Below are 25,778 nucleotides of genomic sequence, written 5' to 3'. Positions count from 1 at the left end.
GCCCGCCATCGCGGGGGCGCGGGAATGGCCCGACGGCGATGTCGCCGAGGCTCCATAGACTCGATCCGTGGCATCCGATTCCTTCGTTCACCTGCACGTGCACAGCGAGTACTCGATGCTGGACGGAGCGGCCCGCATCGGGCCGATGGTGCAGGAGGCCGTCGCTCAGGGCATGCCCGCGATCGCCGTCACCGACCACGGCAACACCTTCGCCGCCTACGAGTTCTACAAGACGGCGAAGGATGCCGGCATCAAGCCGATCATCGGCATCGAGGCGTATGTGACGCCGGGGACCCACCGGTCCGACAAGTCCCGCGTGCGCTGGGGTACGCCGGAGCAGAACGACGACGACGTGTCCGGCTCGGGCGCCTACACGCACATGACCCTGCTGTCGGAGACGACGCAGGGCATGCACAACCTGTTCCGGCTGTCGTCCTACGCGAGCCTGGAGGGCTACTACTTCAAGCCGCGCATGGATCGCGAGCTGCTGCAGACCTACTCGAAGGGTCTCATCGCGACCACCGGCTGCCCGGGTGGCGAGGTGCAGACGCGGCTGCGGCTGGGCCAGTACGATGCGGCCCGGGCGGCGGCCGCCGAGTTCCAGGACATCTTCGGCAGAGACAACTACTTCGCCGAGATCATGGACCACGGGATCGGCGTCGAGCGCCGGGTGATGCCCGACCTCCTGAAGATCGCGAAGGATCTCGGCATCCCCCTCGTCGGCACGAACGATCTGCACTACACGCACCAGCACGACGCGGGCAGCCACGCGGCCCTGCTCTGCGTGCAGTCGGGTTCGACCCTCGACGACCCCAAGCGGTTCAAGTTCGACGGAGACGGGTACTACGTCAAGTCGCCCGCCGAGATGCGCCAGATCTTCCGCGACCACCCCGAGTCGTGCGACAACACGCTGCTCATCGCCGAGCGATGCGACGTCGAGTTCAACACGAGCGCCAACTACATGCCGCGCTACCCGGTGCCCGAGGGCGAGACCGAGGAGTCCTGGTTCATCAAGGAGGTCGAGCAGGGCCTCCACGTGCGCTATCCGAACGGCATTCCGGATGACGTCCGCGCGCAGGCGGAGTACGAGTGCGGGGTCATCGTGCAGATGGGGTTCCCGGGCTACTTCCTCGTGGTCGCCGACTTCATCAACTGGGCGAAGGACAACGGCATCCGCGTCGGTCCCGGCCGTGGATCCGGCGCCGGCTCGATGGCCGCCTACGCCATGAGGATCACGGATCTCGATCCGCTCCAGCACGGCCTCATCTTCGAGCGATTCCTCAATCCCGACCGAGTCTCGATGCCCGACTTCGACGTCGACTTCGACGACCGCCGCCGCGCAGAGGTGATCGCCTATGTCACCGACAAGTACGGCGACGACCGCGTGGCCCAGATCGTGACGTACGGCACGATCAAGGCGAAGCAGGCGCTGAAGGATGCCGGTCGCGTCCTGGGCTTCCCCTTCAGCATGGGGGAGAAGCTCACGAAGGCCATGCCTCCGGCCGTGATGGGCAAGGACATGCCGCTGGAGGGCATGTTCGATCCCAACCATCCGCGCTACAAGGAGGCTGTCGAGTTCCGGACGGTCATCGAGACCGATCCCGAGGCGAAGACCGTCTTCGACACCGCCGTGGGCCTGGAGAACCTGAAGCGCCAGTGGGGCGTGCACGCGGCCGGCGTCATCATGTCCAGCGACCCGCTCATCGACATCATCCCGATCATGCGCCGCGAGCAGGACGGCCAGATCGTCACGCAGTTCGACTACCCGGCGTGCGAGTCGCTCGGCCTCATCAAGATGGACTTCCTGGGGCTGCGCAACCTCACGATCATCAACGATGCCCTCGACAACATCGCCGCGAACCGCGGCCACCCGCTGGTGCTCGAGGACCTGCCGCTCGATGACCAGGCCTCGTACGACCTCCTGACCCGCGGCGACACGCTCGGCGTGTTCCAGCTCGACGGCGGGCCGATGCGCTCGCTCCTGCGCCTCATGAAGCCCGACAACTTCGAGGACGTCTCGGCTGTCATCGCGCTGTACCGCCCGGGTCCGATGGGCGCGAACTCGCACATCAACTACGCGCTCCGCAAGAACGGGCAGCAGCCGATCACGCCGATCCATCCGGAGTTCGCGGACTCGCTCAAGGAGATCCTCGACATCAGCTACGGCCTGATCATCTATCAGGAGCAGGTGATGGCGATCGCTCAGAAGGTCGCCGGATTCAGCCTCGGCCAGGCCGACATCCTGCGCCGCGCGATGGGCAAGAAGAAGAAGTCCGAGCTCGACAAGCAGTACGAGGGCTTCCACCAGGGGATGGTCGACCGAGGCTACGGCGAGGCCGCCATCGCGGCGCTGTGGGAGATCCTCCTGCCGTTCTCCGACTACGCCTTCAACAAGGCGCACTCTGCGGCCTACGGTCTCGTCTCCTACTGGACGGCCTACCTCAAGGCCCACTATCCCGCCGAGTACATGGCCGCTCTGCTCACGAGCGTCGGCGACTCCAAGGACAAGATGGCGGTGTACCTCAACGAGTGCCGCCGCATGGGCATCAAGGTGCTCCCGCCGGACGTCGGCCAGTCCATCCGGTACTTCGCGGCTGTCGGCGAGGACATCCGCTTCGGCCTGGGCGCGGTGCGCAACGTGGGCACCAATGTCGTCGAATCGATCATCGAGGCGCGTGCGGCCACGCCCTTCACCTCGTTCCACGACTTCCTCTCCAAGGTGCCCGTGCACGTCGCGAACAAGCGCACGGTCGAATCGCTGATCAAGGCCGGCGCGTTCGACTCACTCGGCGACACGCGACGTGCCCTCATGGAGATCCACGAGGACGCCACAGAACAGGCGGTGCTCGACAAGCGCCGGGAGGCGAACGGCGAGGTCGGCTTCGACTTCGACAGCCTGTGGGGCGACGACGAGCCGCAGCAGGCGGCGAAGGTGCCCGAGCGGCCGGAGTGGACCAAGAAGGACAAGCTCGCCTTCGAGCGCGAGATGCTCGGCCTCTATGTCTCCGACCACCCGCTGGCGGGACTCGAGGTGCCCCTCGCGAAGCACGCCTCGACGAGCATCCACGACCTCCTCGCCAACGAGGACATCGGCGACGGCGAGCAGGTGACGATCGCCGGCCTCGTGACGAGCGTGCAGCACCGTGTGGCGAAGACGAGCGGCAACCCGTACGGCATGATCACGGTCGAGGACTTCGACGGCGAGATCACGGTCATGTTCATGGGCAAGACGTACACGGAGTTCCAGACGATGCTGCAGGCCGACAGCATCCTCGTCGTCCGCGGGCGCGTCTCGCGGCGCGACGACGGCATGAACCTGCACGCGCAGTCGGCGTTCGCTCCCGATCTCGGGGCGATGGATGCCTCGGGCCCCCTCATCCTCGTCATGCCGGAGCATCGCGCCACGGAGGCGGTCGTGACCGAGCTCGCCGGGGTGCTGACGCGACACAGCGGAACCACCGAGGTGACGCTGCGGCTGCACCGCGGATCGACCGCCAAGGTCTTCGAGGTGCCTATGCCGGTGACGATCTCGGCCGATCTCTTCGGCGATCTCAAGGGTCTGCTGGGACCTCAGTGTCTCGGCTGAGGCCCCGCGACCTCGCTGGGTAGTATCGGACGGACCCACCCGCGCGGTCTCCCCACCCGCGCAGACGGAAGGAACGCACGTGACCGACACCGACCGCCCCGAGAACGACAGCACCGCTGCCGCCATCCCCGTCGATCAGGCACGCTCATCGGCAGACTCCGGCACCGAGCGGACGACGGACACCGGCGCACTCCGGTCGTCCCGATCGACTCCGCCCACCTCCACCGGCGCCGCATCGATCGTCGAGACGTCGAGCGCAGAGCCGTCCAGTGCAGAGCCGTCGACTGCAGAGCCGACACCCGTCGCCGCCGATGATCCTGCCACCTCCGACGCTCGGGGAACCGGCGACGTCGTCGCCACGGATGTAGGCGCTCCGCCCCATTACGGCATCGGGCCGTTCTCCGTCCGGGAGATCACGCTCGGCATCGTGTGGGTCTTCGCCTTCGTCGTCTCCTTCTTCCACCTGATCGGCGACCGCTCGGTCTGGACGAACGGCCTGGAGTGGATCCTCACGATCGGGCTGCCCACCGCGGCGGTGTTCCTCATCGTGCTGCGTCGCCTCTCGCCGACCGGCATCCGACGCGTCGGCTCCCTCGGCATCGACCAGTTCGCCTCGGTCGTCTTCTCCGTGTCCCTCCTGCTCTGGCTGCAGTACATCTGGGAGACCGTCTCGATCGCCGTCGCCGGCGGAGGCTGGGTCCGCTCGTGGGTGATGTGGGTCGAGGCCGTCCTGATGCTCGGCGGCGTCGTGCTGACCGCGGCGGCGAAGTGGCTGCCGGTGCTCGGCGACGATTTCCAGTACCGCGAGCCGGTCGTCGCACAGCCGTCGGCGCGCCCGATCCGCGAGCTCACGCCGCGTCCGGCGGTCAACCGCTCGCCGCGGGCCCCGCGTCCCGCGAAGGTGAAGCACGACCTGCCTGTCGAGGCCGTCCTGCCCATCGCGGAAGAGCCCGTCGAGCCGGCTACCGTGACGACGCGGACCGAGGCCATCCAGGATGACGCCGAGACGGTCGCTGTCCCGGTCGCACACCAGGCTTTCTGGGCCCTCGCCCCTGTGGAGCGCGATGTCGTCGACGAGCACGGCGTGCCACTCTTCCGCATCGGTCCGACGGCGTGGGCGCTCGTGATCGAGGACCGCGGGTCGACTTTCGTCGTGCGCAACGACGACGGCCGCGTGGGCTACCTGCGCGACGTGTCCGGCGTGACGCGTGGGTGACGCGCTGCGCGTCCTCGTCGTCGAGCATGAGGTGGATGCCGGCCTCGGACTCGTCGGCGAACGCCTGCACGCTGCCGGCGCCGACGTGCACGTCGTCGGCCCCGACGCCCGGCGCGACGTCCCCAGCACGCCCGAGGGCTTCGACGGCGTCGTGGTCCTGGGCGGCACGCCGGGACCTCTGGAGGACGAGCGCGCCCCCTGGCTTGGCCCGACGCGCGAGCTGATGCGGTCGACGCTGGATGCCGGCATCCCTCTGCTCGGCGTCTGCCTCGGCGCGCAGCTGCTCGCGGTCGTCGCGGGCGGCGACGTGGCGGAGGCTGTCCGCGGGGGAGAAGTCGGCCTGAGGGCCGTGCGGATGACGGATGCTGCGGCATCCGACCCGCTTCTGCACGATCTGCCCGAGGACCTGCGAACGCTGCAGTGGCACTTCCTGGAGGTGCGTGAGCTGCCCGCAGGATCGGTGCCCCTGTGCACGAGCGACCGGTGTGCGAACCAGGCGTTCCGCGTCGGCGAGAGCGCGTGGGGCCTGCAGTTCCACCTCGAAGCCACCGCCCGTACAGCGGTCGACTGGACTTCGACGGGTGCCGCAGACCTCGCCGCGGTGGGTCTGACGGCCGACGAGGTCGTCTCCGATGTGCGGGCGGCCGAGGACGACCTCCGGGCGACCTGGTCGATCGTCGCCGACCGATGGATCGACGTCGTCCGGCAGTCCGCGGACGCCCGTGATCGGGCGGCCCTGCCGTCCTGAGCCGGTAGCCTGGCAGGATGCTCCGCACCATCGACCTTCGCGGCCGCACGCTGTCCGCGGCCGAGTGGCTGACCGTCGTCCCACGCGCCGAGGCGGCGCGTGATCGGGCACTCACGGCCGCGGCGCAGATCGTCCACGATGTCGCCGCCCGCGGGGAGGAGGCGCTCCGCGATCAGGCCGAGCGCTTCGACGGAGCATCGGGCCACGACATCCGCGTCCCGGCCGAGCAGCTCGACGAGGCGCTCGAGGCGCTGGCCCCCGATGTCCGCGCGGCGCTCGAGGAGGCGATCCTCCGGGTCCGTGCGGCCTCCGCGGCGCAGGTCCCCGCGCCGTCGTCCACCGAGCTCGCACCCGGCGCCCTCGTGGAGCAGCGGTGGCAGCCGGTCCGCCGCGTCGGCGTCTACGTTCCCGGCGGCAAGGCCGTGTATCCGTCGAGCGTTGTCATGAATGTCGTGCCGGCGCAGGTCGCCGGCGTCGTCCAGGTGGCGCTGGCCTCCCCGCCTCAGCGTGAGCACGGCGGCCGGGTCCACCCGGTCATCCTGGCCGCGGCGCGCCTGCTCGGCGTGACGGAGGTGTACGCGATGGGCGGTGCCGGGGCGATCGGCGCTTTCGCCTACGGCGTCGACAGCCTCGGGCTGGATCCCGTCGACGTCGTCTCCGGCCCCGGCAACAACTTCGTCGCCGGGGCGAAGCGGGCCGTCGCCGGCATGGTGGGGACGGATGCCGAGGCCGGTGCCACGGAGATCCTGGTCGTCGCGGACGCCGCGGCGGACCCCGACCTCATCGCGGCCGACCTCGTGAGCCAGGCGGAGCACGACGAGCAGGCCTCCGCTGTCCTCGTCACCGACAGCCCCGAGCTCGCCGCCGAGGTCGATCGGCGCACGGAGGCCCGCGCGGCGGCGACGCACAACGGCGCCCGTGCACGGGAGGCCCTCGTCGGACCGCAGTCCGCGATCGTCCTGGTCGACGACATCGACGCCGCCATCGCGTTCAGCAACGCTTACGCGCCGGAGCACCTGGAGCTGCACCTCGCCGATCCGCGGACGGACGAGTTCGTCAACGCCGGCGCCGTGTTCGTCGGCGCCTTTTCACCCGTGAGCCTGGGCGATTACCTCGCCGGCAGCAATCACGTGCTGCCCACCGGGGGGCAGGCGCGGTACGCCGCAGGCCTGTCGGCGGCCACCTTTCTGCGACCGCAGCAAGTGATCCGGTACGACCGCGACGCGCTGGCGGCGGTCCGCGACGAGATCGTGACGCTCGCCGACACCGAGGAATTGCCGGCGCACGGCGAAGCCGTCCAGGCGCGATTCGAGGTCTGACATGCACTGTCCCTTCTGCCGTCATCCCGACTCCCGCGTCATCGACTCGCGCACGAGCGACGACGGGCTCAGCATCCGTCGCCGTCGCCAGTGCCCCGAGTGCGGGGGGCGTTTCTCGACCATCGAGACCGCGAGCCTCAACGTCATCAAGCGGTCGGGCGTCGTCGAGCCGTTCAGCCGCGAGAAGGTGATGTCGGGCGTGCGCAAGGCGTGCCAGGGACGCCCGGTGACGGAGGGAGACCTGGCCGTGCTCGCACAGACCGTCGAGGAGGCCGTGCGCCAGACCGGCTCGTCCCAGGTGGACACCAACGAGATCGGCCTCGCCATCCTCGGTCCGCTCCGCGAGCTGGACGAGGTGGCGTACCTGCGCTTCGCCAGCGTCTACCAGGCGTTCGAGTCGCTCGAGGACTTCGAGGCATCGATCGCGCAGCTCCGTGCCGATCATGCGGACAAGGCCGTCGCGATCGCCGAATCGTCGGAGGATGCCACCTCCCGGTAGCCTGGCGGGGATGTATCCCCTGTTCTTCCGCACCGTTCTGTCGCGCCTGGATCCGGAGGTCGCGCACCACGACGCGATGCTCGTCATCCGGATCGCGGGAGTCCCGCCCTTCTCGTGGGTGGCCCGCGGCCTGACGGCGCCGGCGCCCGAGTTGCGCACCGAGGCGCTCGGTCTGAGCTTCCCGTCGCCGTTCGGCGTCGCGGCAGGCTTCGACAAGAACGTCGTCGGCGTGAAGGGTCTCGCGGCCCTCGGCTTCGGCCATGTCGAAATCGGCACCGTCACGGCGATCCCGCAACCCGGGAACCCGAGGCCGAGGCTGTTCCGTCTCATCCCCGACCGCGCCGTCGTGAACCGGATGGGCTTCAACAACGAGGGTGCGCAGGCCGCCGCCCACCGCCTCCACAAGCTGCGCCGGCGCAATCGCGACGTCATCATCGGCGTGAACATCGGCAAGAGCCGCGTGGTCGAGGTCGCGGACGCCACAGCCGACTATGTGCGCAGCGCGACCCTGCTGGCGCCGCTCGCCGATTATCTGGTGGTCAACGTATCGTCACCGAATACGCCGGGGCTGCGCGGTCTGCAGGCGGTGGAGACGCTCCGCCCGCTGCTGACGGCGGTGAAGGATGCCGCGGGCCGCACGCCACTCCTCGTCAAGATCGCGCCCGATCTGCCCGATGACGAGATCGCCGCGGTCGCGCTCCTTGCGGTCGATCTCGGCCTCGCCGGCATCGTCGCCACGAACACGACGATCTCCCGAGAGGGACTGGCGACCGATCCGGCCGTCGTCGCCGCCGCGGGGGAGGGCGGCTTGTCCGGCGCACCTCTGAAGAACCGCTCGCTCGCCGTGTTGAAGCTCCTGCGCGCGACCGTTCCCGAGGGGTTCTGCGTCGTCTCGGTCGGCGGCGTCGAGACGGCCGGCGATGTGCGGGAACGACTGGATGCGGGTGCCGACCTCGTCCAGGGCTACACGGCGTTCCTCTACCAGGGTCCCCTCTGGGGCCGCCAGATCAACCGCGGTCTCGCGGCGCGCTGACACTCAGGCCCAGGAGCGGGTCAGGGCGCCAGGAGCGGGTCAGGCGGGGTACTCGCCGCGGCGCACCTGGGGCTTGGGCAGCCGCATGAAGCGCATCTGGATCGATCGCATCGCCCCGTACCACCCGAGGCCCTTCTCGAGCTTCGTCGCCCCGAACTTCGCCTTGACGGCGCTCTTGATCCGCATCGAGGTGATGATCATGTCGCCGATGACGAAGAAGATGAAGATCCAGAGGCCGACGAACGACCAGTACTGCATGCCGCCCACCGGAACGAACGTGAGCACGATCACCAGCACCATGGCGGGCATGACGATCTCACCGAGGTGCCAGCCGGCGTCGACGAAGTCGCGCGCGAAACGGCGCTGGGGTCCCTTGTCGCGAGCGGGCAGGTACTTCTCCTCGCCGGCGGCCATGCCGAGGCGGGCCTTGTCGCGCTGACGGGCCAGGTCTGCACGAGCGGCGGCCTTGGCCTCCTTCGTGTCCGGCACCAGCGGCCGCTTTCGGGCCGCCTCCTGCTCCGCGCGGGACGGCGTCGGACGGCCCTTCCCGCCGGTGGCGCCGGCATCGCCGGCAGGTGCGTCGTGCGGTGCGGGTGCGGGTGTCTTGGTCACAGTGATCCTCGGAACGTCGAACGGGGTTCCCTTAAGATTACCGGCATGACCTCTGAGCTGTCCCGACGGGAGGCGATCCGCGAGGCAGCGGCCGCCGGCATCCCCGCCGCCCTCGCCGATCTCGGCGCCCTCGTCCGCATCCCGTCCATCGCGTGGCCCGCATTCGACCAGACACAGGTGCGCCGCAGCGCCGACGCGGTGGCGGCGCTGGTCGAGCAGACCGGCGTGTTCGACTCGGTCGAGGTGAAGACCGCGGCGATCCCCGGGACCGACGAGGTCGGCCAGCCCGCCGTCCTGGCGCGCCGCGCCGCGCGCAACGGTCGTCCGACCGTCCTCCTCTACGCGCACCACGACGTCCAGCCAACGGGCGACGAGGCCCAGTGGGACACGCATCCGTTCGAGCCGACGGTGCGCGACGGGCGACTCTACGGCCGCGGAGCCGCCGACGACAAGGCCGGTGTCATGGCGCACGTGGCCGCGATCCGTGCCCTCGTCGACGCCGCCGGCACCGATTTCGACCTCGGCATCTCGATGTTCATCGAAGGCGAGGAAGAGCACGGCTCGCGCTCTTTCGGCCGATTCCTCTCCGACAATGCCGACGCCCTCCGCAGCGATGTCATCGTCGTCGCCGACTCCGGCAACTGGGATGACGTGACCCCCGCCCTCACCGTCTCGCTCCGCGGCAACGCGCGCTTCACCCTGACGGTGCGCACGCTCGAGCACGCCTCGCACTCCGGCATGTTCGGCGGTGCGGTGCCCGATGCCATGATGGCTGCCGTCACGCTCCTCGCGACCCTGTGGGACGAGGACGGCGCGGTCGCCGTGTCCGGTCTCACCGAGCGGGATGCCGAGACGCCGGAATACGCAGAGGAGACCCTGCGCTCCGAGGCAGGCCTGCCCGAGGGTGTCCGTCCGATCGGCACGGGGACGATCCTCAGCCGCATCTGGAACAAGCCGTCGATCACCATCACGGGCATCGACCACACCTCGGTGGAGGCGGCATCCAACACCCTCGCCCCGCAGGTCTCGGTCGTCATCAGCGCCCGCATCGCCCCGGGGCAGCGTGCCCGCGAGGCGTACGAGGCGATCGAGGCGCACCTGCGGGCCCACGCACCGTGGGGCGCCGAGCTCGGGTTCTCCGACATCGACTGCGGCGACGGGTTCCTCGTCGACGCGAGCGGATGGGCGGTGGCCGACGCACGCCAGGCGCTCGTCGAGGGGTACGGCGCCGACTCCGTCGACATCGGCGTGGGCGGCTCGATCCCATTCATCGCGGACCTCGTCCGAGAGTTCCCCGGCGCGCAGATCCTCATCACGGGTGTGGAGGATCCGCACACCCGCGCGCACAGTCCCAACGAGTCCCTGCACATCGAGACCTTCCGCCATGCGGTCCTCGCTGAGGCGCTCCTGCTGGAGAGCCTGGACGCGAGGCGGGCGTAGACTCGAAGCATCCCGTCAGAAGGAGCATCATGACCGACACAGCCCTGTCGACAGACCAGACCGTCAGCGCCCACGGCGTGCTGCTCACCGACGCCGCCTCGGCGAAGGTCAAGAGCCTCCTCGAGCAGGAGGGCCGCGACGACCTTCGCCTGCGCGTCGCCGTGCAGCCCGGTGGATGCTCGGGCCTGATCTACCAGCTCTACTTCGACGAGCGCTATCTCGACGGTGACAAGACGGTGGAGTTCGACGGCGTCGAGGTCATCGTCGACGACATGAGCGTGCCGTATCTGGACGGCGCGACGATCGACTTCAAGGACACGATCTCCGAGCAGGGGTTCACGATCGACAACCCCAATGCCTCGGGGAGCTGCGCCTGTGGAGACAGCTTCCACTGATCCCCGCATGAGGACGCCGGCCACTAGGGGCCGGTGTTTCGGCGTGCCCGCGAGGCGGGCTGCGCGACCCCTCTCCGGCTGGGCGATTGACCGGAATCCGGTGAGAGGTTGCCCTAGACTACGAAGGTAAGTTCTCTGTCCCCGGAAAGGTGCACCGTGCACTCGAAACGACGCCTCCGCTGGGCCGTCATCCCGCTCGGGATCGCAACCGCAGTCGCCCTCGCGGGATGCTCGCCCACCGAACTTCACGGCTTCCTGCCCGGCTTCGACGCGTCCGGTGTGCCCACCACGAACCGCACCGACATGGTGGCGAGCCTGTGGGTCAACTCGTGGATCGTCCTCCTCGGCGTCGGCATCATCACGTGGGGCCTCATGCTGTGGGCGATGGTCGCCTACCGGCGCCGCAAGGGCCAGGTCGGCCTCCCGGTGCAGCTGCGCTACAACATGCCGATCGAGATCTTCTACACGATCGTGCCGTTCATCCTCATCCTCGGCATGTTCGCCTTCACGGCACGTGACCAGGCCACGATCGAGACGGTCGACGAGCACCCGGATGTGTCGATCATCGCGATCGCGAAGCAGTGGGCGTGGGACTTCCAGTACAACGGCACGCAGTCGGACCACTCCGACGCCGTCTGGTCGATGGGTGTGCAGGCGCAGCCGAGGGACTCCGACGGCAACTACGACCAGTCGAAGCTTCCGACCCTGTACCTGCCCGTGAACAAGTCGGTGCGCATCGACCTCCAGTCGCGCGACGTCATCCACTCCTTCTGGATCATCGACTTCCTCTACAAGAAGGACATGTACATCGGTCGCGACAACTCGTGGTCCTTCACGCCGACGCGCGAGGGCACCTACGCCGGCAAGTGCGCCGAGCTGTGCGGCGAGTACCACTCGGCGATGCTCTTCAACGTGAAGGTCGTCAGCGAGGCCGAATACCAGCAGCACCTCTCCGACCTGCGTGACGCGGGCCAGACCGGTGACATCACCGATGCGTACGACCGGCTGAACAACGTTCCCGGCACGGACGCGACCAACCTCGAGGGAGGTAAGTGACCATGGCGACGACGCTTCCGCTGCAGGAGTCCCAGGGCCGCCCCACGACCCTTCCGCCGCGACAGGCGGCGCTCTTGAGCTCGACGCGTGTCGAGCAGAAGGGCAACATCGTTGTCAAGTGGATCACCTCCACTGACCACAAGACGATCGGGTACATGTACCTGATCGCCTCGGTGGTGTTCTTCATGCTGGGCGGTGTGATGGCGCTGATCATCCGCGCCGAGCTCTTCGCGCCGGGGATGCAGATCATCCCGACGAAGGAGCAGTACAACCAGCTCTTCACGATGCACGGCACGATCATGCTGCTGATGTTCGCGACGCCGCTGTTCGCCGGCTTCGCGAACGCGATCCTGCCGCTGCAGATCGGCGCCCCCGACGTGGCGTTCCCGCGTCTGAACGCATTCGCGTTCTGGCTCTTCCTGTTCGGGTCGACGATCGCCGTCGCCGGCTTCCTCACCCCGCAGGGTGCGGCGGGCTTCGGATGGTTCGCCTATCAGCCACTGGCGAGCGCGACCTTCTCACCGGGTGCCGGTGGAAACCTGTGGATGCTCGGTCTCGGCATGAGCGGCTTCGGCACGATCCTCGGCGCCGTGAACTTCATCACGACGGTCATCACGATGCGCGCGCCCGGCATGACCATGTGGCGCATGCCGATCTTCTCCTGGAACACGCTGATCACGAGCATCCTCGTGCTGATGGCGTTCCCGGTTCTCGCCGCCGCCCTCCTGGCCGCGGCCGCCGATCGTGTGCTCGGCTCGCACATCTACGACCCGCACAACGGCGGCGTCCTCCTGTGGGAGCACCTGTTCTGGTTCTTCGGCCACCCCGAGGTGTACATCATCGCGCTGCCGTTCTTCGGCATCGTCTCCGAGGTGTTCCCGGTGTTCAGCCGCAAGCCGATCTTCGGGTACAAGACCCTCGTCTATGCGACGATCTCGATCGCGGCCCTGTCGGTCGCGGTGTGGGCGCACCACATGTATGTCACGGGTGCCGTTCTGCTGCCGTTCTTCGCTCTGATGACGATGCTGATCGCGGTACCGACGGGCGTGAAGATCTTCAACTGGATCGGCACGATGTGGCGAGGTTCGGTCACGTTCGAGACACCCATGGTGTTCGCGCTCGGCTTCCTGGTCTCGTTCGTGTTCGGCGGACTGACCGGCGTGATCCTCGCCGCCCCTCCGCTGGACTTCCACCTGTCCGACTCGTACTTCGTGGTCGCACACTTCCACTACGTCGTGTTCGGAACCGTCGTGTTCGCGATGTTCGCCGGCTTCTACTTCTGGTGGCCCAAGTGGACGGGCCGCATGCTCAACGAGCGACTCGGCATGATCCACTTCTGGATGCTGTTCATCGGTTTCCACATGACGTTCCTCATCCAGCACTGGCTGGGTGTCGACGGGATGCCGCGCCGCTACGCGGACTACGCCGCATCCGACGGCTGGACGTGGATGAACCAGATCTCGACGATCGGCGCCATGCTGCTCGGGGCGTCCATGATCCCGTTCCTGTTCAACGTGTGGATCACCGCACGCAAGGCGCCACGGGTGACCGTGAATGACCCGTGGGGCTACGGTGCGTCTCTCGAGTGGGCGACATCGTGCCCGCCGCCGAGGCACAACTTCACGTCGATCCCGCGTATTCGCAGCGAGCGCCCCGCGTTCGACTTGAACCACCCCGAGGCTGCCGAGTACCCGGTGGCCGCCGCGAGCCACGAGACCGCGGTCGTCGCAGGAGAGGTGAAGTAGATGCGCACCAATACCGGCCTCTGGTGGCTGCTCTGCGCCTTCTTCCTGATCGTCGCGGTGCTGTACACGGGATGGAACATCCTCGAGCACGGACAGCCCGAGTGGGTCGGCACGGTCGCCCTTCTGTTCACGGCGCTCATGTCTGCGCTGATCGCGTTCTACATGCAGCGCGTGCACCGCGCCCAGGGTGGTGAGCTGCCCGAGGACGTCCTCACGGCGGACATCGACGACGGTGACCCCGAGCTGGGTGAGTACTCTCCGTGGTCGTGGTGGCCCATCGTGCTCGCCTCCGCAGCTGCGCTCGGCATGATCGGTCTGGCGGTCGGTACATGGATGATGCCCATCGGCATCGGTGTGTTCGTCGTCGCGATCGTCGGATGGGTCTACGAGTACTACCGCGGATACTTCGCACGCTGAGGTCGACCGCTGCGCCTTATCGCGGCGGCCGCCTCCGACGCCGGCCGCTTCCGCTCCGAGAACCAGGACGCCGCTTTCACGGCGTCCTGGGGGGCAGGAGTGGCCGATGGCGTTGGGGGAGGCCCGGCCGGTGATCTCGCCTCAGCGGCCTTTCTGAGGCGCCTTGCGGCGGCGCATGTGGATGTGCGCGATGAGGATGACCTCTCCGAGCGCTTGCGCGGCGCGAACTGGGACCTGCGAGCCCATGTCTCCCGTGATCCCTCGCTGGAAGGCATGGCCACGACTTTCACCGGCATCGTCGTCGCCCGCACCGGGCACATTCTGATCGGCCACTCCGGCGATTCCCGTGCGTACCGGCTCCGCGACGGTGTCGCGAGGCGTGAGACGCGCGACGACTCTCTGGTCCAGAGTCTCATCGACCACGGTCTGCTGGCGCCGGAGTCGGCCGCATCCCATCCCCGCCGGAACATCGTGACCGCCTCTATGACGGGCGCCGAGGACGATCATGTGACCGTCATGCGTGCGGATGCCGCGGTCGGCGACCGCTGGCTCTTCTGCAGCGACGGCCTGACGGACTACGTCGCCGAGGAGCGGATCTTCGCAACTCTCGCCCGCCCGCTCACGCCTGCTCGTGCGGCAGAGGAGCTGGTCGCCATCGCGCTGGCGGCCCCGACGCGCGACAACGTCACGGTGGTGGTGTGCGACATGGCGGAAGGCGATGCGGACGCGGGGGAGCGGCCTGCCTTCTACGGTGCGGCAGCGGGCCTCTTCGCCGAGGAACTGGAAGACCTCGACGACGATGACGACCGGAACGAAGACGGGCGCGATCCGCACGATTGACCCGTCCTGTTCCCGCGGCACGTGAGGACGGCCGATCGATCGACGTCCCAGTGGCGGATCGAGATCGCCTGCGCTGCACAGCCGGCCTCGCGCCTTCGGCCCGTGCGTGACGATCCTCGTGAGCTCGGCCGCAGACGCCCGCGACACACAAGATGCCCCGTTCCGACTGCGGGTCGGAACGGGGCATCTTGTGTGCTCTGAGAGCGTCCTACGGCTTGCCGGGCGCGTCCTCGTCGTTGTCGCCGTCTGCCGTCGACGGCACATCGGAGGACGGTGCAGCGTCGGTGTCGGCCATCGGGCTCGGCTGGTTCTCGGGCGCAGGGGGAGCGGTGCCTTCGCCGGTGCGAGGCACGTTCTGGCCGGCTGCCAGAACGCTCGTCGGACGGACCGGGAACTCGCCGCTCTTGGACGTGTCCACGGGGCGGAGGGGCGCATCGGGGAAACCGGCCCGCGTGTGCGCACCCTGGATCTCCGCAGCCTCGGTCTCGGCCATCTCGTCCAGCTCTTCGTGCTGGTGGTGCGTATGCGCCTCCAGCTCCGCCTGCGTGAGCGGGATGAGACGGTCCTCGAAGAACCAGCGCGACATGCCGGAGCGAAGCTGCTCGTGCCACGGAATCCGGCCCCTGGCGTTCGGACGCACGACGAGAGGCTCGTTGATCTCGAAGTCGGCGAGCTTGAAGCGCTCATACTCGTCGACCGGCTGGTGGACCTCGATGTACTCGCCGCCGGGGAGGCGGACGATGCGACCGGACTCGTAGCCGTGCAGCACGATCTCACGGTCCTTCTTCTGCAGACCGATCGCGATGCGCTTGGCCACGAAGTAGCCGATGATCGGCCCGACGATGAGGAGGATCTGCAGCGCGTGGATCACGCCCTCCATCGTCAGCGAGAAGTGCGTGGCGATGATGTCGGAGGATGCCGCAGCCCACAGCACCGCGTAGAAGATCACGCCGGCGACGCCGATGGCAGTACGCGTCGGGGCGTTGCGCGGGCGCTGCGCGATGTGGTGCTCGCGCTTGTCACCGGTCACCCAACCCTCGATGAAGGGGTAGATGAGCACGAGGACGATGAACAGGCCGATCACGACGAGCGGGATCAGGATGTTGAACGACCAGGTGCGGTCCAGCCACACGAACTCGAGATGAGGAGGCACGAGGCGAAGCGCACCGTCGGCGAAGCCGATGTACCAGTCGGGCTGCGTGCCCGCGGACACGGGGGACGGGTCGTACGGGCCGTAGTTCCAGATCGGGTTGATCGTGAACAGCGACGCGATCAGCACGATCACACCGAAGGTGATGAAGAAGAAGCCGCCCATCTTCGACATGTAGATCGGCATCATCGGGTAGCCCACGACGTTGCTGTTCTGACGGCCGGGGCCCGCGAACTGCGTGTGCTTGTTGATCACCATCAGCATCAGGTGCAGCACAAGCAGACCGACGAGTATCGCCGGAAGGAGCAGGATGTGGAGCGTGTACAGGCGCCCGACGATGTCGTTGCCCGGGAACTCTCCGCCGAACAGCAGGAACGAGGTCCAGGTGCCGATCACGGGGATGCCGAGCACCATGCCGTCGATGATGCGCAGACCGTTGCCCGAGAGCAGGTCATCGGGCAGCGAGTAGCCCGTGAAGCCCTCGGCCATGGCCAGGATGAACAGGATAAAACCGATCACCCAGTTCAGCTCGCGCGGCTTGCGGAACGCACCCGTGAAGAAGATGCGCAGCATGTGCACGCCGATGCCTGCGACGAAGGTCAGTGCCGCCCAGTGGTGGATCTGACGGACCAGCAGGCCACCGCGGATGTCGAACGACAGGTTCAGGGTGGAGTCCAGCGCCGCCGACATCTCGACGCCGCGCATCGGGATGAAGGTTCCCATGTAGTGCGTCGGCACCATCGAGGCCTGGAAGAAGAACGTGAGGAACGTTCCCGACAAGAGCACCGCGACGAAGCTCCAGAGCGCGATCTCGCCCAGCATGAACGACCAGTGGTCGGGGAAGATCTTGCGTCCGAGCTCCTTCACGAAGCCGGAGAGGCTCGTGCGCTCGTCGATGTAGTTGGAGGCCCAGCCGACGAAGCTGCCGCCGAGGGGCTTCTCCTTCACCTCCTCCTGGGAGGTGGAGGGTGCGGTTGCGGTACTCAATGGCGCTCCCAGAAGCTCGGGCCGACGGGTTCGTGGAAGTCGCTCCGGGCGACGAGGTATCCCTCGGAGTCGACGGTGATCGGAAGCTGCGGCAGCGGACGGGCCGCCGGGCCGAAGATGACCGCGGCTTCGTGGGTGATGTCGAACTGCGACTGGTGGCAGGGGCACAGCAGGTGGTGCGTCTGCTGCTCATACAGAGCCACGGGGCATCCGACGTGCGTGCACACCTTGGAGTACGCGACGATGCCGTCGTAGGCCCAGTCCTCCTTGCCGGGGGAGGGATGCAGCTGATCCTGCGGCAGGCGCATGAGCAGGACGATGGCCTTGGCCTTCTGCTCGAGGTAGCCCTCGGAGTGGCTGATGGCCGCGAGGTCCTCAGGGATCACGTGGAATGCGGAGCCGAGCGTGACTTCGGACGCCTTGATCGGCGTGCCGCTCGGGTCATGCGCGAGGCGGCTCCCCTCCTTCCACATGGTGTGGCTCAGGAGGTAGACCGGGTTCCCAGCGTTGGGGCGCTCCGGTGTGTCCTCGGGGGCGAGGCCGCGGAACAGTGTGATCCCGGGTGCGATGGAGGCGATGACGGCGGCGATCAGCGAGTTGCGGATCATGGTGCGGCGGCCGAAGCCGGATTCTTCGTTGGCGAGAGCGAACGCCTGCACGGCCGCCTCGCGCGTGGTGTCGCGCCCGCGCGTCGCGTGCCGGGGCTCGATGAACTCCTTGTCCGACATGATCGCCTTGGACCAGTGGATGGCGCCGATGCCGAGAGCAAGCAGCGCCAGGGCGATGCCGAGACCGATGAAGAGGTTGTTGTTGCGGATCGCGACCGGCTGGCCGTCCTCGATCGGGAACAGCATGTAGGCGGCGATGGCCCAGATGCTTCCGGCGACCGACAGATAGAACAGCGTGTAGACCGTGCGCACCGCGCGCTTCATGGCGTCGGGGTCGCTGTCCGTCACCCGCTCGCGGTGCGGCGGCAGCTCGGGGTTCTGCACGGGGTCGGTCACCGCGACAGCGAGCCCCGCAGACGGCTGCCATGAAGCCCTCTCGTGCTCGAGCGGGTCGTCCTCGTGTGACATGGTGCTCCTCGTACGTTCCGTTAGCTAGAGGTCAGTTGGACTTCGCCGTGATCCACACGGTGATGGCGATCAGAGCGCCGATGCCGAAGATCCAGATGAAGAGGCCCTCGGAGACAGGGCCGAGATTGCCGAGGTCGAAGCCGCCGGGCGAGTTGTTCTTCTGCAGGTACAGGATCGCCGAGATGATGTTGCGCTTCTGATCCGGCGTGAGGTTCATGTCGCTGAACACCGGCATGTTCTGCGGGCCGGTGACCATGGCCGCGTACATGTTGAGCGGCGTGGTCTTGTCGAGCGACGGAGCGAATTTGCCCTCGGTCAGCGCGCCACCTGCGGCGGCCACGTTGTGGCACATCGCGCAGTTGATGCGGAACAGCTCGGCACCCTCGGCGACGTTGCCCTTGCCGTCGATGATCTCGGCGGACGGGTAAGTCGGGCCGGGCGCGACGGACTGGACGTACGCGGCGAGCGCGTCGATCTGCTCGGTGGTGAACTGCGGGGGCTTGGCCGGCGCCTGAGGTCCCTGCATCTGCAGCGGCATGCGACCGGTCGAGACCTGGAAGTGCACGGCCAGCTCGCCGACGCCGTAGAGCGACGGGCCGTTCGCGGTGCCCTGCAGGTCGAGGCCGTGGCAGGTGGCGCAGTTCGCCTGGAAGAGCTTCTTGCCCTCCTCGACGCCGGACGCGCTGACAGCCGTCTTGGTGTCGTCGCTCGTCGCGGCCATCGCGGCCGATGCTCCGGCGTAGATGCCGCCCGTGAGCAGCAGGCCCGCGCCGATCAAGGCGGCGGTGGCGACTCGGCTCCGGCGTCCGGTCTGGCGGCGCTTCTTCTCTCGTGCCATGGGGGTGTGCAGCTCCGCTCTATCGGATGAAGTAGATGACGGCGAACAGGGCGATCCACACGACGTCGACGAAGTGCCAGTAGTACGACACGACGATCGCGGTGGTCATCTCCTTGCGGCCGAAGTTCCGGACGGCGTACGCGCGACCGATCACCAGCAGGAATGCGATGAGGCCGCCCGTGACGTGGAGGGCGTGGAAGCCGGTCGTCAGGTAGAACGCGGAGGCGTACGCGTTCGCCTGGATGGGCATGCCCTCCATGACCAGCTGCGAGTACTCCCACACCTGGCCGGAGACGAAGATCGCGCCCATCGCGAAGGTCAGGTAGAACCACGGCACCATGCCCCAGCGGCTCCAGCGCTTGTTGCTCTTCACCGTGTAGGGCTGGAAGCGCTCCGCGGCGAACACGCCCATCTGGCACGTCACGGAGGACAGCACGAGGATGACGGTGTTCACGAACGCGTACGGCACATTCAGGTGCTGCGTCATCTCGGCCCACAGGCCGGGGGAGGTGCTGCGCAGCGTGAAGTAGATCGCGAAAAGACCTGCGAAGAACATCACTTCGCTGCCGAGCCAGACGATCGTGCCGACGGCCACCGGGTCGGGCCTCTTCACGGTGCGCAGGGCCTGGTTGTAAGTAGCGGGGGTCGTCACACACCCCATTATTGCCGAATTCTCAGCCGGATTCCCCCATCGCGGCCCTCGACTTCGAGCCCGTGTGAAGTTAGGTGAACCTAAGAAGATTCCGCGAGAACGCCTGGAATCCGCTGGCTGGATAGGATCGGTGCTCGTGACCGATCTGTACGCGTGGCCCGACATCCTGTCAGCGCTGCTCGAGCGCCGCGATCTGAGTGTCTCGGAGTCGACCTGGGCGATGCGTCAGGTCATGGAGGGCGCGGCCACGCCGTCCCAGCTCGCGGGGTTCCTGGTGGCCCTCCGGGCGAAGGGCGAGACCGTCGACGAGGTCGTCGGGTTCCGCGACGCGATCCTCGAAGCGGCTCGCCCGCTGCCGGTTCCGGCCGCCGTCCTGGACATCGTCGGCACCGGCGGAGACCGCTTCGGCACCGTGAACGTGTCCACGATGTCGGCGATCGTGGCCGCGGCATCCGGCATCCCCGTCGTCAAGCACGGGAACAAGGCCGCGAGCTCGTCGTCCGGGTCCTCCGACGTCCTGGGCGAGCTCGGCGTCGAGCTCACGCTGCAGCCGGAGGCGGTCGCCGAGGTGCTCGAGCGCACCGGGATCACCTTCGTCTTCGCCTCCGCCTTCCACCCCGGCTTCGGGCACGCGGGACCCACACGCGCCGAACTCGGCGTGCCGACGGTCTTCAACTTCCTCGGCCCGCTGTGCAATCCGGCTCGTGCCGAGGCCAATGCCGTCGGGGTCGCCCAGCTCGACCGCGTGCCGCTCATCACGGGCGTCTTCCGCACGCGCGGCGCGACGGCCCTGGTCTTCCGCGGCGACGACGGACTCGACGAGCTCACGACGACGGGGCACAGCCGGATGTGGGAGGTCAGCCTCGGCGACATCCACGAGCACGACATCGACCCGCGGGATCTCGGCATCCGTCTCGCCCGCATCGACGAGCTCATCGGCGGCTCGCCCGCGCAGAACGCCGAGGTCGTGCGTCGCACGGTCGCCGGCGAGGAGGGCGCGGTGCGGGACATCGTGCTCCTGAACGCTGCGGCCGGGATCGTTGCGTACCGGCTCTTCCGCGATCCGGCGCTCGTCCAGCGTCCGATCCTGGAGCGTCTCGCGGAGGCGAAGGATGCTGCGGCCGCGGCGATCGACAGCGGCGCGGCTGCTCGAAAGCTCGACGACTGGGTCGCGGCGACGCGCGAGCTCGCCGGCTGAGTCTGCCACGGCTCGGCGCGTGGCGACAGGTCGTCGGCCCGCGCTAGCGTGAGCACCAGCCGGCCGAGGGAGCCGGCCGCACCAGGACGTGCCATGGTGCGCATGCACGCACCCAGGAGGACTCATGTCGGAATCCACCGCCGCAGGGCAGGGCGCAGTCCAGACCGCACCGATGGAAGGAGCCGTCGCACCGCCCGCGCGCAGTCTCGGACTCGTCAAGACCGTCGGCATCCTCGGCATCCTCGCCGGGATCGTCATGATCATCGCGGGCACCATCGCGTACGTGGCGGTGTCCAACGAGCTGCGCGCCGAGAAGATCATCGTCTCCGACGACGCGGCGGCCTTCGCCGGTCAGCCGGTCGCCGGCCCCTTCACCGCATACGCGCAGGCCGAGGTCATCCAGAAGCACGCGCTCGCCTCGTCCGGGGGCCAGACCTACGCCGAGCTGTCGCAGGACGACCCGGCGCGCCAGACGATGATGACCGCATCGTTCCTGCGCGCGTCGCTGTTCACGTCGGTCGTCGCCTTCGGCGTCGCGGCGCTCGTCGTCGGTCTCGGCATCCTGTTCATCCTTCTCGGCTGGGGTCTGCACCGCCTTGCGACCGCCCCGGTCATCGTCAAGCCCGCGGCCCTCGCACCCTGACCGGCATGGCGGACGACGATCAGGCGCTGACGCCGCTCGCGGCGCTCGAAGAGATCGCGTTCCTCCTCGAGCGCGAACGGGCGTCGCGCTACCGCTCGAAGGCGTTCCGGGCGGCCGCTGCCGCCATCACGGGTTTGACGGACGAGCAGCTGCGGGACGCTGCATCCCTCCGTCGCCGCAAGGGAATCGGCGACTCGACGTTCGCGGTGATCCAGCAGGCGCTGGACGGCCAGGTGCCCGGGTATCTCCTCCAGCTGCGGGAGGCCGCCGGTGTGGAGGCGCCGACGGCCGGAGCCACGCTGCGGGCGAAGCTCCGGGGCGACCTCCACAGCCACAGCGAATGGTCCGACGGCCTGACGCCGATCGATCAGATGGTCGAGGCCGCTCGTGCACTCGGCCACGAGTACCTCGCCCTCACCGATCACTCACCCCGGCTGCGGGTGGCGAACGGGTTGTCCGAGGAGCGCCTGCGGGAGCAGCTCGAGGTCGTCGCCGGCATCAACGCATCCGGATCGGCGGGCTTCACTCTGCTGACGGGAATCGAGGTCGACATCCTCGAGGAGGGCGCGCTGGATCAGACGCCGGAGATGCTGGGCGCGCTCGACGTCGTCGTCGCGTCGGCGCACTCGAAACTCCGGATGGAGCGCGCCCCGATGACGCGGAGGCTGGTGGCCGCCGCATCCGATCCCCACGTCGACGTCCTCGGTCACGTGACGGGCCGGCTCGTCGAGGGGAGCCGCGGCACGCGTCCGCCCTCGACGTTCGATGCGCGCGCGGTCTTCGAAGCGTGCGCCGCGCACGCAGTGGCGGTGGAGATCAACTCGCGCCCGGAGCGGCAGGATCCGCCGGATGATCTGATGGCGCTCGCGCTCGAGCTCGGGTGTCTGTTCTCGATCGACTCGGACGCGCACGCTCCCGGCCAGCTCTCGCTCATCGACCACGGCGCCGCCCGCGCGATGACGCTGGGTGTGCCGCCGGAGCGCATCGTGACGGCGTGGCCGCTCGAGCGGCTGCGGACCTGGACGGAACGCTCGCGCGACGCGGGCGGCTCAGAAGGATTCTGAACCGCCCGCATCCGGTCAGGCGCCCGCAGCCGAATTGGCGCGCAGGACCTCGAGGCGCTTGCGGTACTCGACCTCGTCGATGTCGCCCTGCGCGTAGCGCTCGCCGAGCGTCGCCTCGGCCTGCCGGGACGGGTCGCGACGGCTCATGGCGGCGTTGCGCCAGCGTCGGCCGAACACCGCGAACAGGATCACGAAGAGGAGGATCCAGAACAGCGGGATGACGAGGAACCACCACCCGAACCCGATCCACGGGCCTGCGACATGGGCGGCCGCGAGCGAGGCGGTGAGTGAGGCGGACATGGGACTCCCTTCTCCTGCGCGGAGATCGCTGCAGGATGCCTCCAGCCAACGCCGACCGATGCTGCCGCACATCGGCCGGAGGGAGTGACCTCCTCTGCTCCGCGGGGAGTACTGGCTACTGCCAACCGGGGGCGACGAGCCCGGACTCGTATGCGAGCACGACGAGCTGCACCCGATCGCGCGCCTGCAGCTTCTGCATGATGCGCGACACGTGGGTCTTGGCCGTCAGCGGCGAGAGGAACAGGCGCGCGGCGATCTCGTCGTTGGTCAGTCCCTGGGCGACGAGGCGCAGCACCTCCGTCTCGCGCTCGGTGATGCCCTCGGGCGCGGGTGACACACGGAGTCCGGTCGCCGCGCGGCTGAGGAGCGTGCGCGTGACGCTCGGTGAGAGCAGCGCATCGCCCTGCGCGACGACGCGCACCGCGCGGATGAGGTCGACCGGCTCGGTGTCCTTCACGAGGAAGCCCGAGGCGCCGGCCCTGATCGCCCGCGCGACGTACTCGTCGAGCTCGAACGTCGTGACGATCACGACCCGAACGCCCTGGAGCGCAGGATCTCCGGCGATCTGCTCGGTCGCCCAGAGACCGTCGCCGTCGGGCATCCGGATGTCGACGAGGGCGACGTCGACAGGGATATCCCGCAGCGTGTGCAGCAGCTCCTGGCCACCGGATGCCTCGGCCACGACCTCGATGCCGGGTTCGGCGTCGAGCAGCGCTCGGAATCCAGCGCGCACGAGCTGATGGTCGTCTGCCAGGGCGACGCGGATCACGAGACGCCGTCCCAGGGGAGCCGCGCGGTCACGACGGTTCCGCCGCGCGCACCCTCGCCGAGCTGCGCGGTGCCATCGAGCAGAGAGGCGCGCTCGCGGATGCCGCGGATGCCGGTGCCCTCCGTGGCATCCTGCATCCCCACGCCGTCGTCGGAGACCGTGACGACGAGGTCGTCGCCGTCGCGGAGGAGCCTGATGGTCGCCGTGGACGCGGCGCTGTGCCGGACGACGTTCGTCAGCGCCTCCTGCGCGATGCGATACGCCGTCGTCTGGACGGCCGACGGCGGCAGGTCGCCCGCGAGTCGATCGTCGAGATCGACGGTGAGGCCAAGACCCGTGCGCTGAGCGGCGAGCTGCTCGAGATCCGCCAGCTGGGGAGCGGGCGTCAATGGTGCGGTCTGCGGACTGCGCTCGTCGCCGCGCAGGAACGCGAGGACGCCCCGCACCTCGTCGAGGCCGGTGGCGCTCAACCCACGGATGTTGGTGAGAGCCTCGCGGGCCTTCTCGGGCTCGCGGTCGAAGAGGTGAAGCCCCATGCCGGCCTGGACCGAGATCTGGCTCAGGGAGTGCGCGAGCACGTCGTGCAGCTCGCGGGCGATGCGCTCGCGCTCCTCACGCTCCGTCGTGCGGCGGCGCTCGGCGAGCTGGGCCCGGGAGGCGGCGGCACGATCGCTTCGTCGGCGGATGCCCTCGCCGATCCCGAAGCACAGCGCCAGGACGGCGGTCGTCGCGACGACCCGCAGGGGATGCCAGTCGATGCCCACGGCGGCGCCGGCTCCGACCGCGATCAGCCAGCCGACGCCGACCGCGACGAGAGCCCACGCGCGGGCTCCGCGCACGACGGCGCCGACGATCGCGAAGGCGAGCGAGATGTAGGGCGGCCCCCAGGCCGGCGGTATGAAGACGTCCGCGACGGTCAGCGCTGCCACCGCCGCGACGGTGGGACCGGGGAAGGCGCGTGCCGCGAGGAGTGCCAGGGCGGATGCCGTCGCCAGCGCGATGCTCGCGGCCGCGGCGAGCGGCGCCGTATGCGAGAGCATCGCGATGACGATGGTCGGGGGAACCTGGACGATCAGGGCGACGACGACGGGGACGTACAGCGTCACCGCGGCCGGCGGCCGGAAGCGGCCGGTCCCCACGGTGTCGTGGGTCCACGCGGCATCCGGCATGCGCTCGATGCTACGCCGGGCTTTCCGAGCGTTCGCCGTGCCCACGGAGGAACCGGGCCTACTCCTCCGGGAGTACAGGAGGCTCGCTCGCGACGCCGACGCTGTCGAAGGCGTCGAGCAGCCGCTCGAGCGCGGAGGCGTAGCCGCCGCGCTCGCCGAGGGCCGCCGCATCCCTCCGCTCTTCGGGGCCGAGCGGGCGGATCCGCGCGTCGGGAACGTCGAGGTCGAGGTCTCGGACGACGCCGACGACCGTCGGTGCGACGTCGAGATAGGGCCGTGACGCGCGGATCTTCGCCTGGACGCCGGCGGACATCCCGGTGCCCGCCTCGGCGGCGGCGATGATGCCGCCGAGGTCGCCGTGGGCGTTCAGCAGTGTGGCCGCCGACTTCTCACCCACGCCGGGGACGCCGGGCAGGCCATCGGAGCTGTCGCCGCGGAGCGTGGCGAAGTCCGCGTACTGGCTGGCATGCACTCCATACTTCGCGAGGACGACGGCGTCGGTGACATTCTCCAGATTGCTCATCCCGCGGGCGGTGTAGACGATGCGGACGTCGCGGTCGTCATCCACGAGCTGGAAGAGGTCGCGATCGCCCGTCACGACGTCCACCGGAAGGGTGGCGCGCGTCGCGAGGGTGCCGATCACGTCGTCGGCCTCGTGCTCGGCGGCGCCGACGATCGCGATTCCCGCCGCGGTGAGGGCCTCCCGGATGCGGGGGACCTGCACGACGAGCGGATCGGGGACCTGCTCGACATCGGGTCCGACCTCGACCAGCTCCTCGACGCGATGCGCCTTGTAGCTCGGGATGAGGTCGACCCGCCACTGCGGTCGCCAGTCGTCGTCCCAGCACGCCACGAGGTGCGTCGGCTCGTACATCGCCACGAGCTTCGCGATGATGTCGAGGAACCCGCGCACGGCGTTCACCGGGGACCCGTCCGGTGCCTTCACCGTGTCGGGGACGCCGTAGAAGGCGCGGAAATAGAGCGACGCGGAGTCGAGCAGCATGAGGCGATCGGCCATGCGGTCAT

The 25,778-nt window shown here is 68.7% G+C and carries 24 protein-coding genes; 15 read left to right on the top strand and 9 right to left on the bottom strand.

The annotated features are described in order from the left end of the window. The first annotated feature begins 115 nt into the window (after positions 1-115). From dnaE to AC0NZN_RS02575, 6 genes are all read left to right on the top strand, one after another. Positions 116-3,586 carry a DNA polymerase III subunit alpha gene (dnaE, locus tag AC0NZN_RS02600; RefSeq protein WP_474590752.1) on the top strand — a complete coding sequence of 1,157 codons (3,471 nt, stop codon included), beginning with the start codon at positions 116-118 and terminating at the stop codon, positions 3,584-3,586. 79 nt (positions 3,587-3,665) lie between these two features. Next, positions 3,666-4,802, top strand: coding sequence for a hypothetical protein (locus tag AC0NZN_RS02595; protein ID WP_474590697.1), 1,137 nt, complete (start codon positions 3,666-3,668; stop codon positions 4,800-4,802). Next, complete coding sequence (locus AC0NZN_RS02590) at positions 4,795-5,550, top strand: type 1 glutamine amidotransferase (protein WP_474590696.1); 756 nt, start codon at positions 4,795-4,797, stop codon at positions 5,548-5,550. Before AC0NZN_RS02595 ends, AC0NZN_RS02590 begins: the two co-directional genes overlap by 8 nt. A gap of 17 nt (positions 5,551-5,567) precedes the next feature. Beyond that, a complete protein-coding gene (gene hisD / locus AC0NZN_RS02585) occupies positions 5,568-6,869 on the top strand; it encodes a histidinol dehydrogenase (protein WP_474590695.1) in 1,302 nt (433 codons plus the stop codon). 1 nt (position 6,870) lies between these two features. Continuing rightward, entirely contained in the window at positions 6,871-7,368 is a 498-nt protein-coding gene (gene nrdR, locus AC0NZN_RS02580; protein WP_474590694.1) for a transcriptional regulator NrdR, read from the top strand. Positions 7,369-7,378: 10 nt separating this feature from the next. Next, positions 7,379-8,401, top strand: a complete 1,023-nt coding sequence (locus AC0NZN_RS02575) for a quinone-dependent dihydroorotate dehydrogenase (RefSeq protein ID WP_474590693.1) — start codon at positions 7,379-7,381, stop codon at positions 8,399-8,401. Positions 8,402-8,440: 39 nt separating this feature from the next. Here the strand turns inward: AC0NZN_RS02575 and AC0NZN_RS02570 are convergent, their stop codons facing one another. Then, positions 8,441-9,013, bottom strand: coding sequence for a DUF3043 domain-containing protein (locus tag AC0NZN_RS02570; protein ID WP_474590692.1), 573 nt, complete (start codon positions 9,011-9,013; stop codon positions 8,441-8,443). 45 nt (positions 9,014-9,058) lie between these two features. Here AC0NZN_RS02570 and AC0NZN_RS02565 point away from each other — a divergent pair, with 45 nt between their 5' ends. The 6 genes from AC0NZN_RS02565 (at position 9,059) to AC0NZN_RS02540 (ending at position 14,906) form a co-directional block, all read left to right on the top strand. Further along, complete coding sequence (locus AC0NZN_RS02565) at positions 9,059-10,453, top strand: M20/M25/M40 family metallo-hydrolase (RefSeq protein ID WP_474590691.1); 1,395 nt, start codon at positions 9,059-9,061, stop codon at positions 10,451-10,453. A 29-nt stretch (positions 10,454-10,482) separates the two neighbouring features. Next, positions 10,483-10,848 carry an iron-sulfur cluster insertion protein ErpA gene (erpA, locus tag AC0NZN_RS02560; RefSeq protein WP_474590690.1) on the top strand — a complete coding sequence of 122 codons (366 nt, stop codon included), beginning with the start codon at positions 10,483-10,485 and terminating at the stop codon, positions 10,846-10,848. A 156-nt stretch (positions 10,849-11,004) separates the two neighbouring features. Continuing rightward, positions 11,005-11,904, top strand: coding sequence for an aa3-type cytochrome oxidase subunit II (ctaC, locus tag AC0NZN_RS02555; protein ID WP_474590689.1), 900 nt, complete (start codon positions 11,005-11,007; stop codon positions 11,902-11,904). Between the two features lie 2 nt (positions 11,905-11,906). Continuing rightward, the gene (gene ctaD / locus AC0NZN_RS02550; protein ID WP_474590688.1) at positions 11,907-13,649 is read left to right on the top strand and encodes an aa3-type cytochrome oxidase subunit I; all 1,743 of its coding nucleotides are present in this window, start codon (positions 11,907-11,909) and stop codon (positions 13,647-13,649) included. Further along, on the top strand, positions 13,650-14,066 hold the full coding sequence (locus AC0NZN_RS02545; RefSeq protein WP_474590687.1) for a cytochrome c oxidase subunit 4: 417 nt from the start codon (positions 13,650-13,652) through the stop codon (positions 14,064-14,066). Between the two features lie 9 nt (positions 14,067-14,075). Continuing rightward, a complete protein-coding gene (locus tag AC0NZN_RS02540) occupies positions 14,076-14,906 on the top strand; it encodes a PP2C family protein-serine/threonine phosphatase (RefSeq protein ID WP_474590751.1) in 831 nt (276 codons plus the stop codon). A 208-nt stretch (positions 14,907-15,114) separates the two neighbouring features. Here the strand turns inward: AC0NZN_RS02540 and qcrB are convergent, their stop codons facing one another. Genes qcrB through ctaE form a run of 4 tightly spaced genes read right to left on the bottom strand, consistent with a single transcriptional unit; the run spans position 15,115 to position 19,618 of the window. Continuing rightward, positions 15,115-17,043 carry a cytochrome bc1 complex cytochrome b subunit gene (gene qcrB, locus AC0NZN_RS02535; protein ID WP_474590686.1) on the bottom strand — a complete coding sequence of 643 codons (1,929 nt, stop codon included), beginning with the start codon at positions 17,041-17,043 and terminating at the stop codon, positions 15,115-15,117. Continuing rightward, positions 17,040-18,119 (bottom strand): cytochrome bc1 complex Rieske iron-sulfur subunit, encoded by a 1,080-nt coding sequence (gene qcrA, locus AC0NZN_RS02530; RefSeq protein WP_474590685.1) that lies wholly within the window; start codon positions 18,117-18,119, stop codon positions 17,040-17,042. The genes qcrB and qcrA overlap by 4 nt, the downstream gene beginning before the upstream one ends. A gap of 31 nt (positions 18,120-18,150) precedes the next feature. Further along, on the bottom strand, positions 18,151-18,957 hold the full coding sequence (qcrC, locus tag AC0NZN_RS02525) for a cytochrome bc1 complex diheme cytochrome c subunit (protein WP_474590684.1): 807 nt from the start codon (positions 18,955-18,957) through the stop codon (positions 18,151-18,153). A gap of 19 nt (positions 18,958-18,976) precedes the next feature. Next, positions 18,977-19,618: an aa3-type cytochrome oxidase subunit III gene (gene ctaE, locus AC0NZN_RS02520; RefSeq protein WP_474590683.1), complete on the bottom strand. Its 642-nt coding sequence runs from the start codon at positions 19,616-19,618 to the stop codon at positions 18,977-18,979. Between the two features lie 127 nt (positions 19,619-19,745). On the opposite strand from ctaE, the gene trpD reads away from it, so the two are divergent. From trpD to AC0NZN_RS02505, 3 genes are all read left to right on the top strand, one after another. After that, complete coding sequence (gene trpD, locus AC0NZN_RS02515; protein ID WP_474590682.1) at positions 19,746-20,807, top strand: anthranilate phosphoribosyltransferase; 1,062 nt, start codon at positions 19,746-19,748, stop codon at positions 20,805-20,807. 124 nt (positions 20,808-20,931) lie between these two features. Beyond that, positions 20,932-21,450: an aromatic ring-opening dioxygenase LigA gene (locus AC0NZN_RS02510; RefSeq protein ID WP_474590681.1), complete on the top strand. Its 519-nt coding sequence runs from the start codon at positions 20,932-20,934 to the stop codon at positions 21,448-21,450. A gap of 26 nt (positions 21,451-21,476) precedes the next feature. Further along, positions 21,477-22,514 (top strand): PHP domain-containing protein, encoded by a 1,038-nt coding sequence (locus AC0NZN_RS02505; protein ID WP_474590750.1) that lies wholly within the window; start codon positions 21,477-21,479, stop codon positions 22,512-22,514. Positions 22,515-22,529: 15 nt separating this feature from the next. On the opposite strand, the gene AC0NZN_RS02500 is transcribed toward AC0NZN_RS02505, so the two are convergent. The 4 genes from AC0NZN_RS02500 to AC0NZN_RS02485 all read right to left on the bottom strand — a co-directional run bounded on the left by AC0NZN_RS02500 (position 22,530) and on the right by AC0NZN_RS02485 (position 25,770). Next, complete coding sequence (locus AC0NZN_RS02500; protein WP_474590680.1) at positions 22,530-22,814, bottom strand: SHOCT domain-containing protein; 285 nt, start codon at positions 22,812-22,814, stop codon at positions 22,530-22,532. Positions 22,815-22,929: 115 nt separating this feature from the next. Continuing rightward, positions 22,930-23,583, bottom strand: coding sequence for a response regulator (locus AC0NZN_RS02495; protein ID WP_474590679.1), 654 nt, complete (start codon positions 23,581-23,583; stop codon positions 22,930-22,932). After that, a complete protein-coding gene (locus tag AC0NZN_RS02490; protein WP_474590678.1) occupies positions 23,580-24,752 on the bottom strand; it encodes a sensor histidine kinase in 1,173 nt (390 codons plus the stop codon). The genes AC0NZN_RS02495 and AC0NZN_RS02490 overlap by 4 nt, the downstream gene beginning before the upstream one ends. Positions 24,753-24,810: 58 nt before the next feature. Next, positions 24,811-25,770 (bottom strand): 5'-3' exonuclease, encoded by a 960-nt coding sequence (locus tag AC0NZN_RS02485; RefSeq protein WP_474590677.1) that lies wholly within the window; start codon positions 25,768-25,770, stop codon positions 24,811-24,813. Between the last annotated feature and the right edge of the window lie 8 nt (positions 25,771-25,778).

Source organism: Microbacterium sp. sgz311019 (assembly GCF_056135325.1).
The sequence above is the reverse complement of the archived record's forward strand: the minus strand, read 5'-3'. Positions and strand labels throughout refer to the sequence as shown.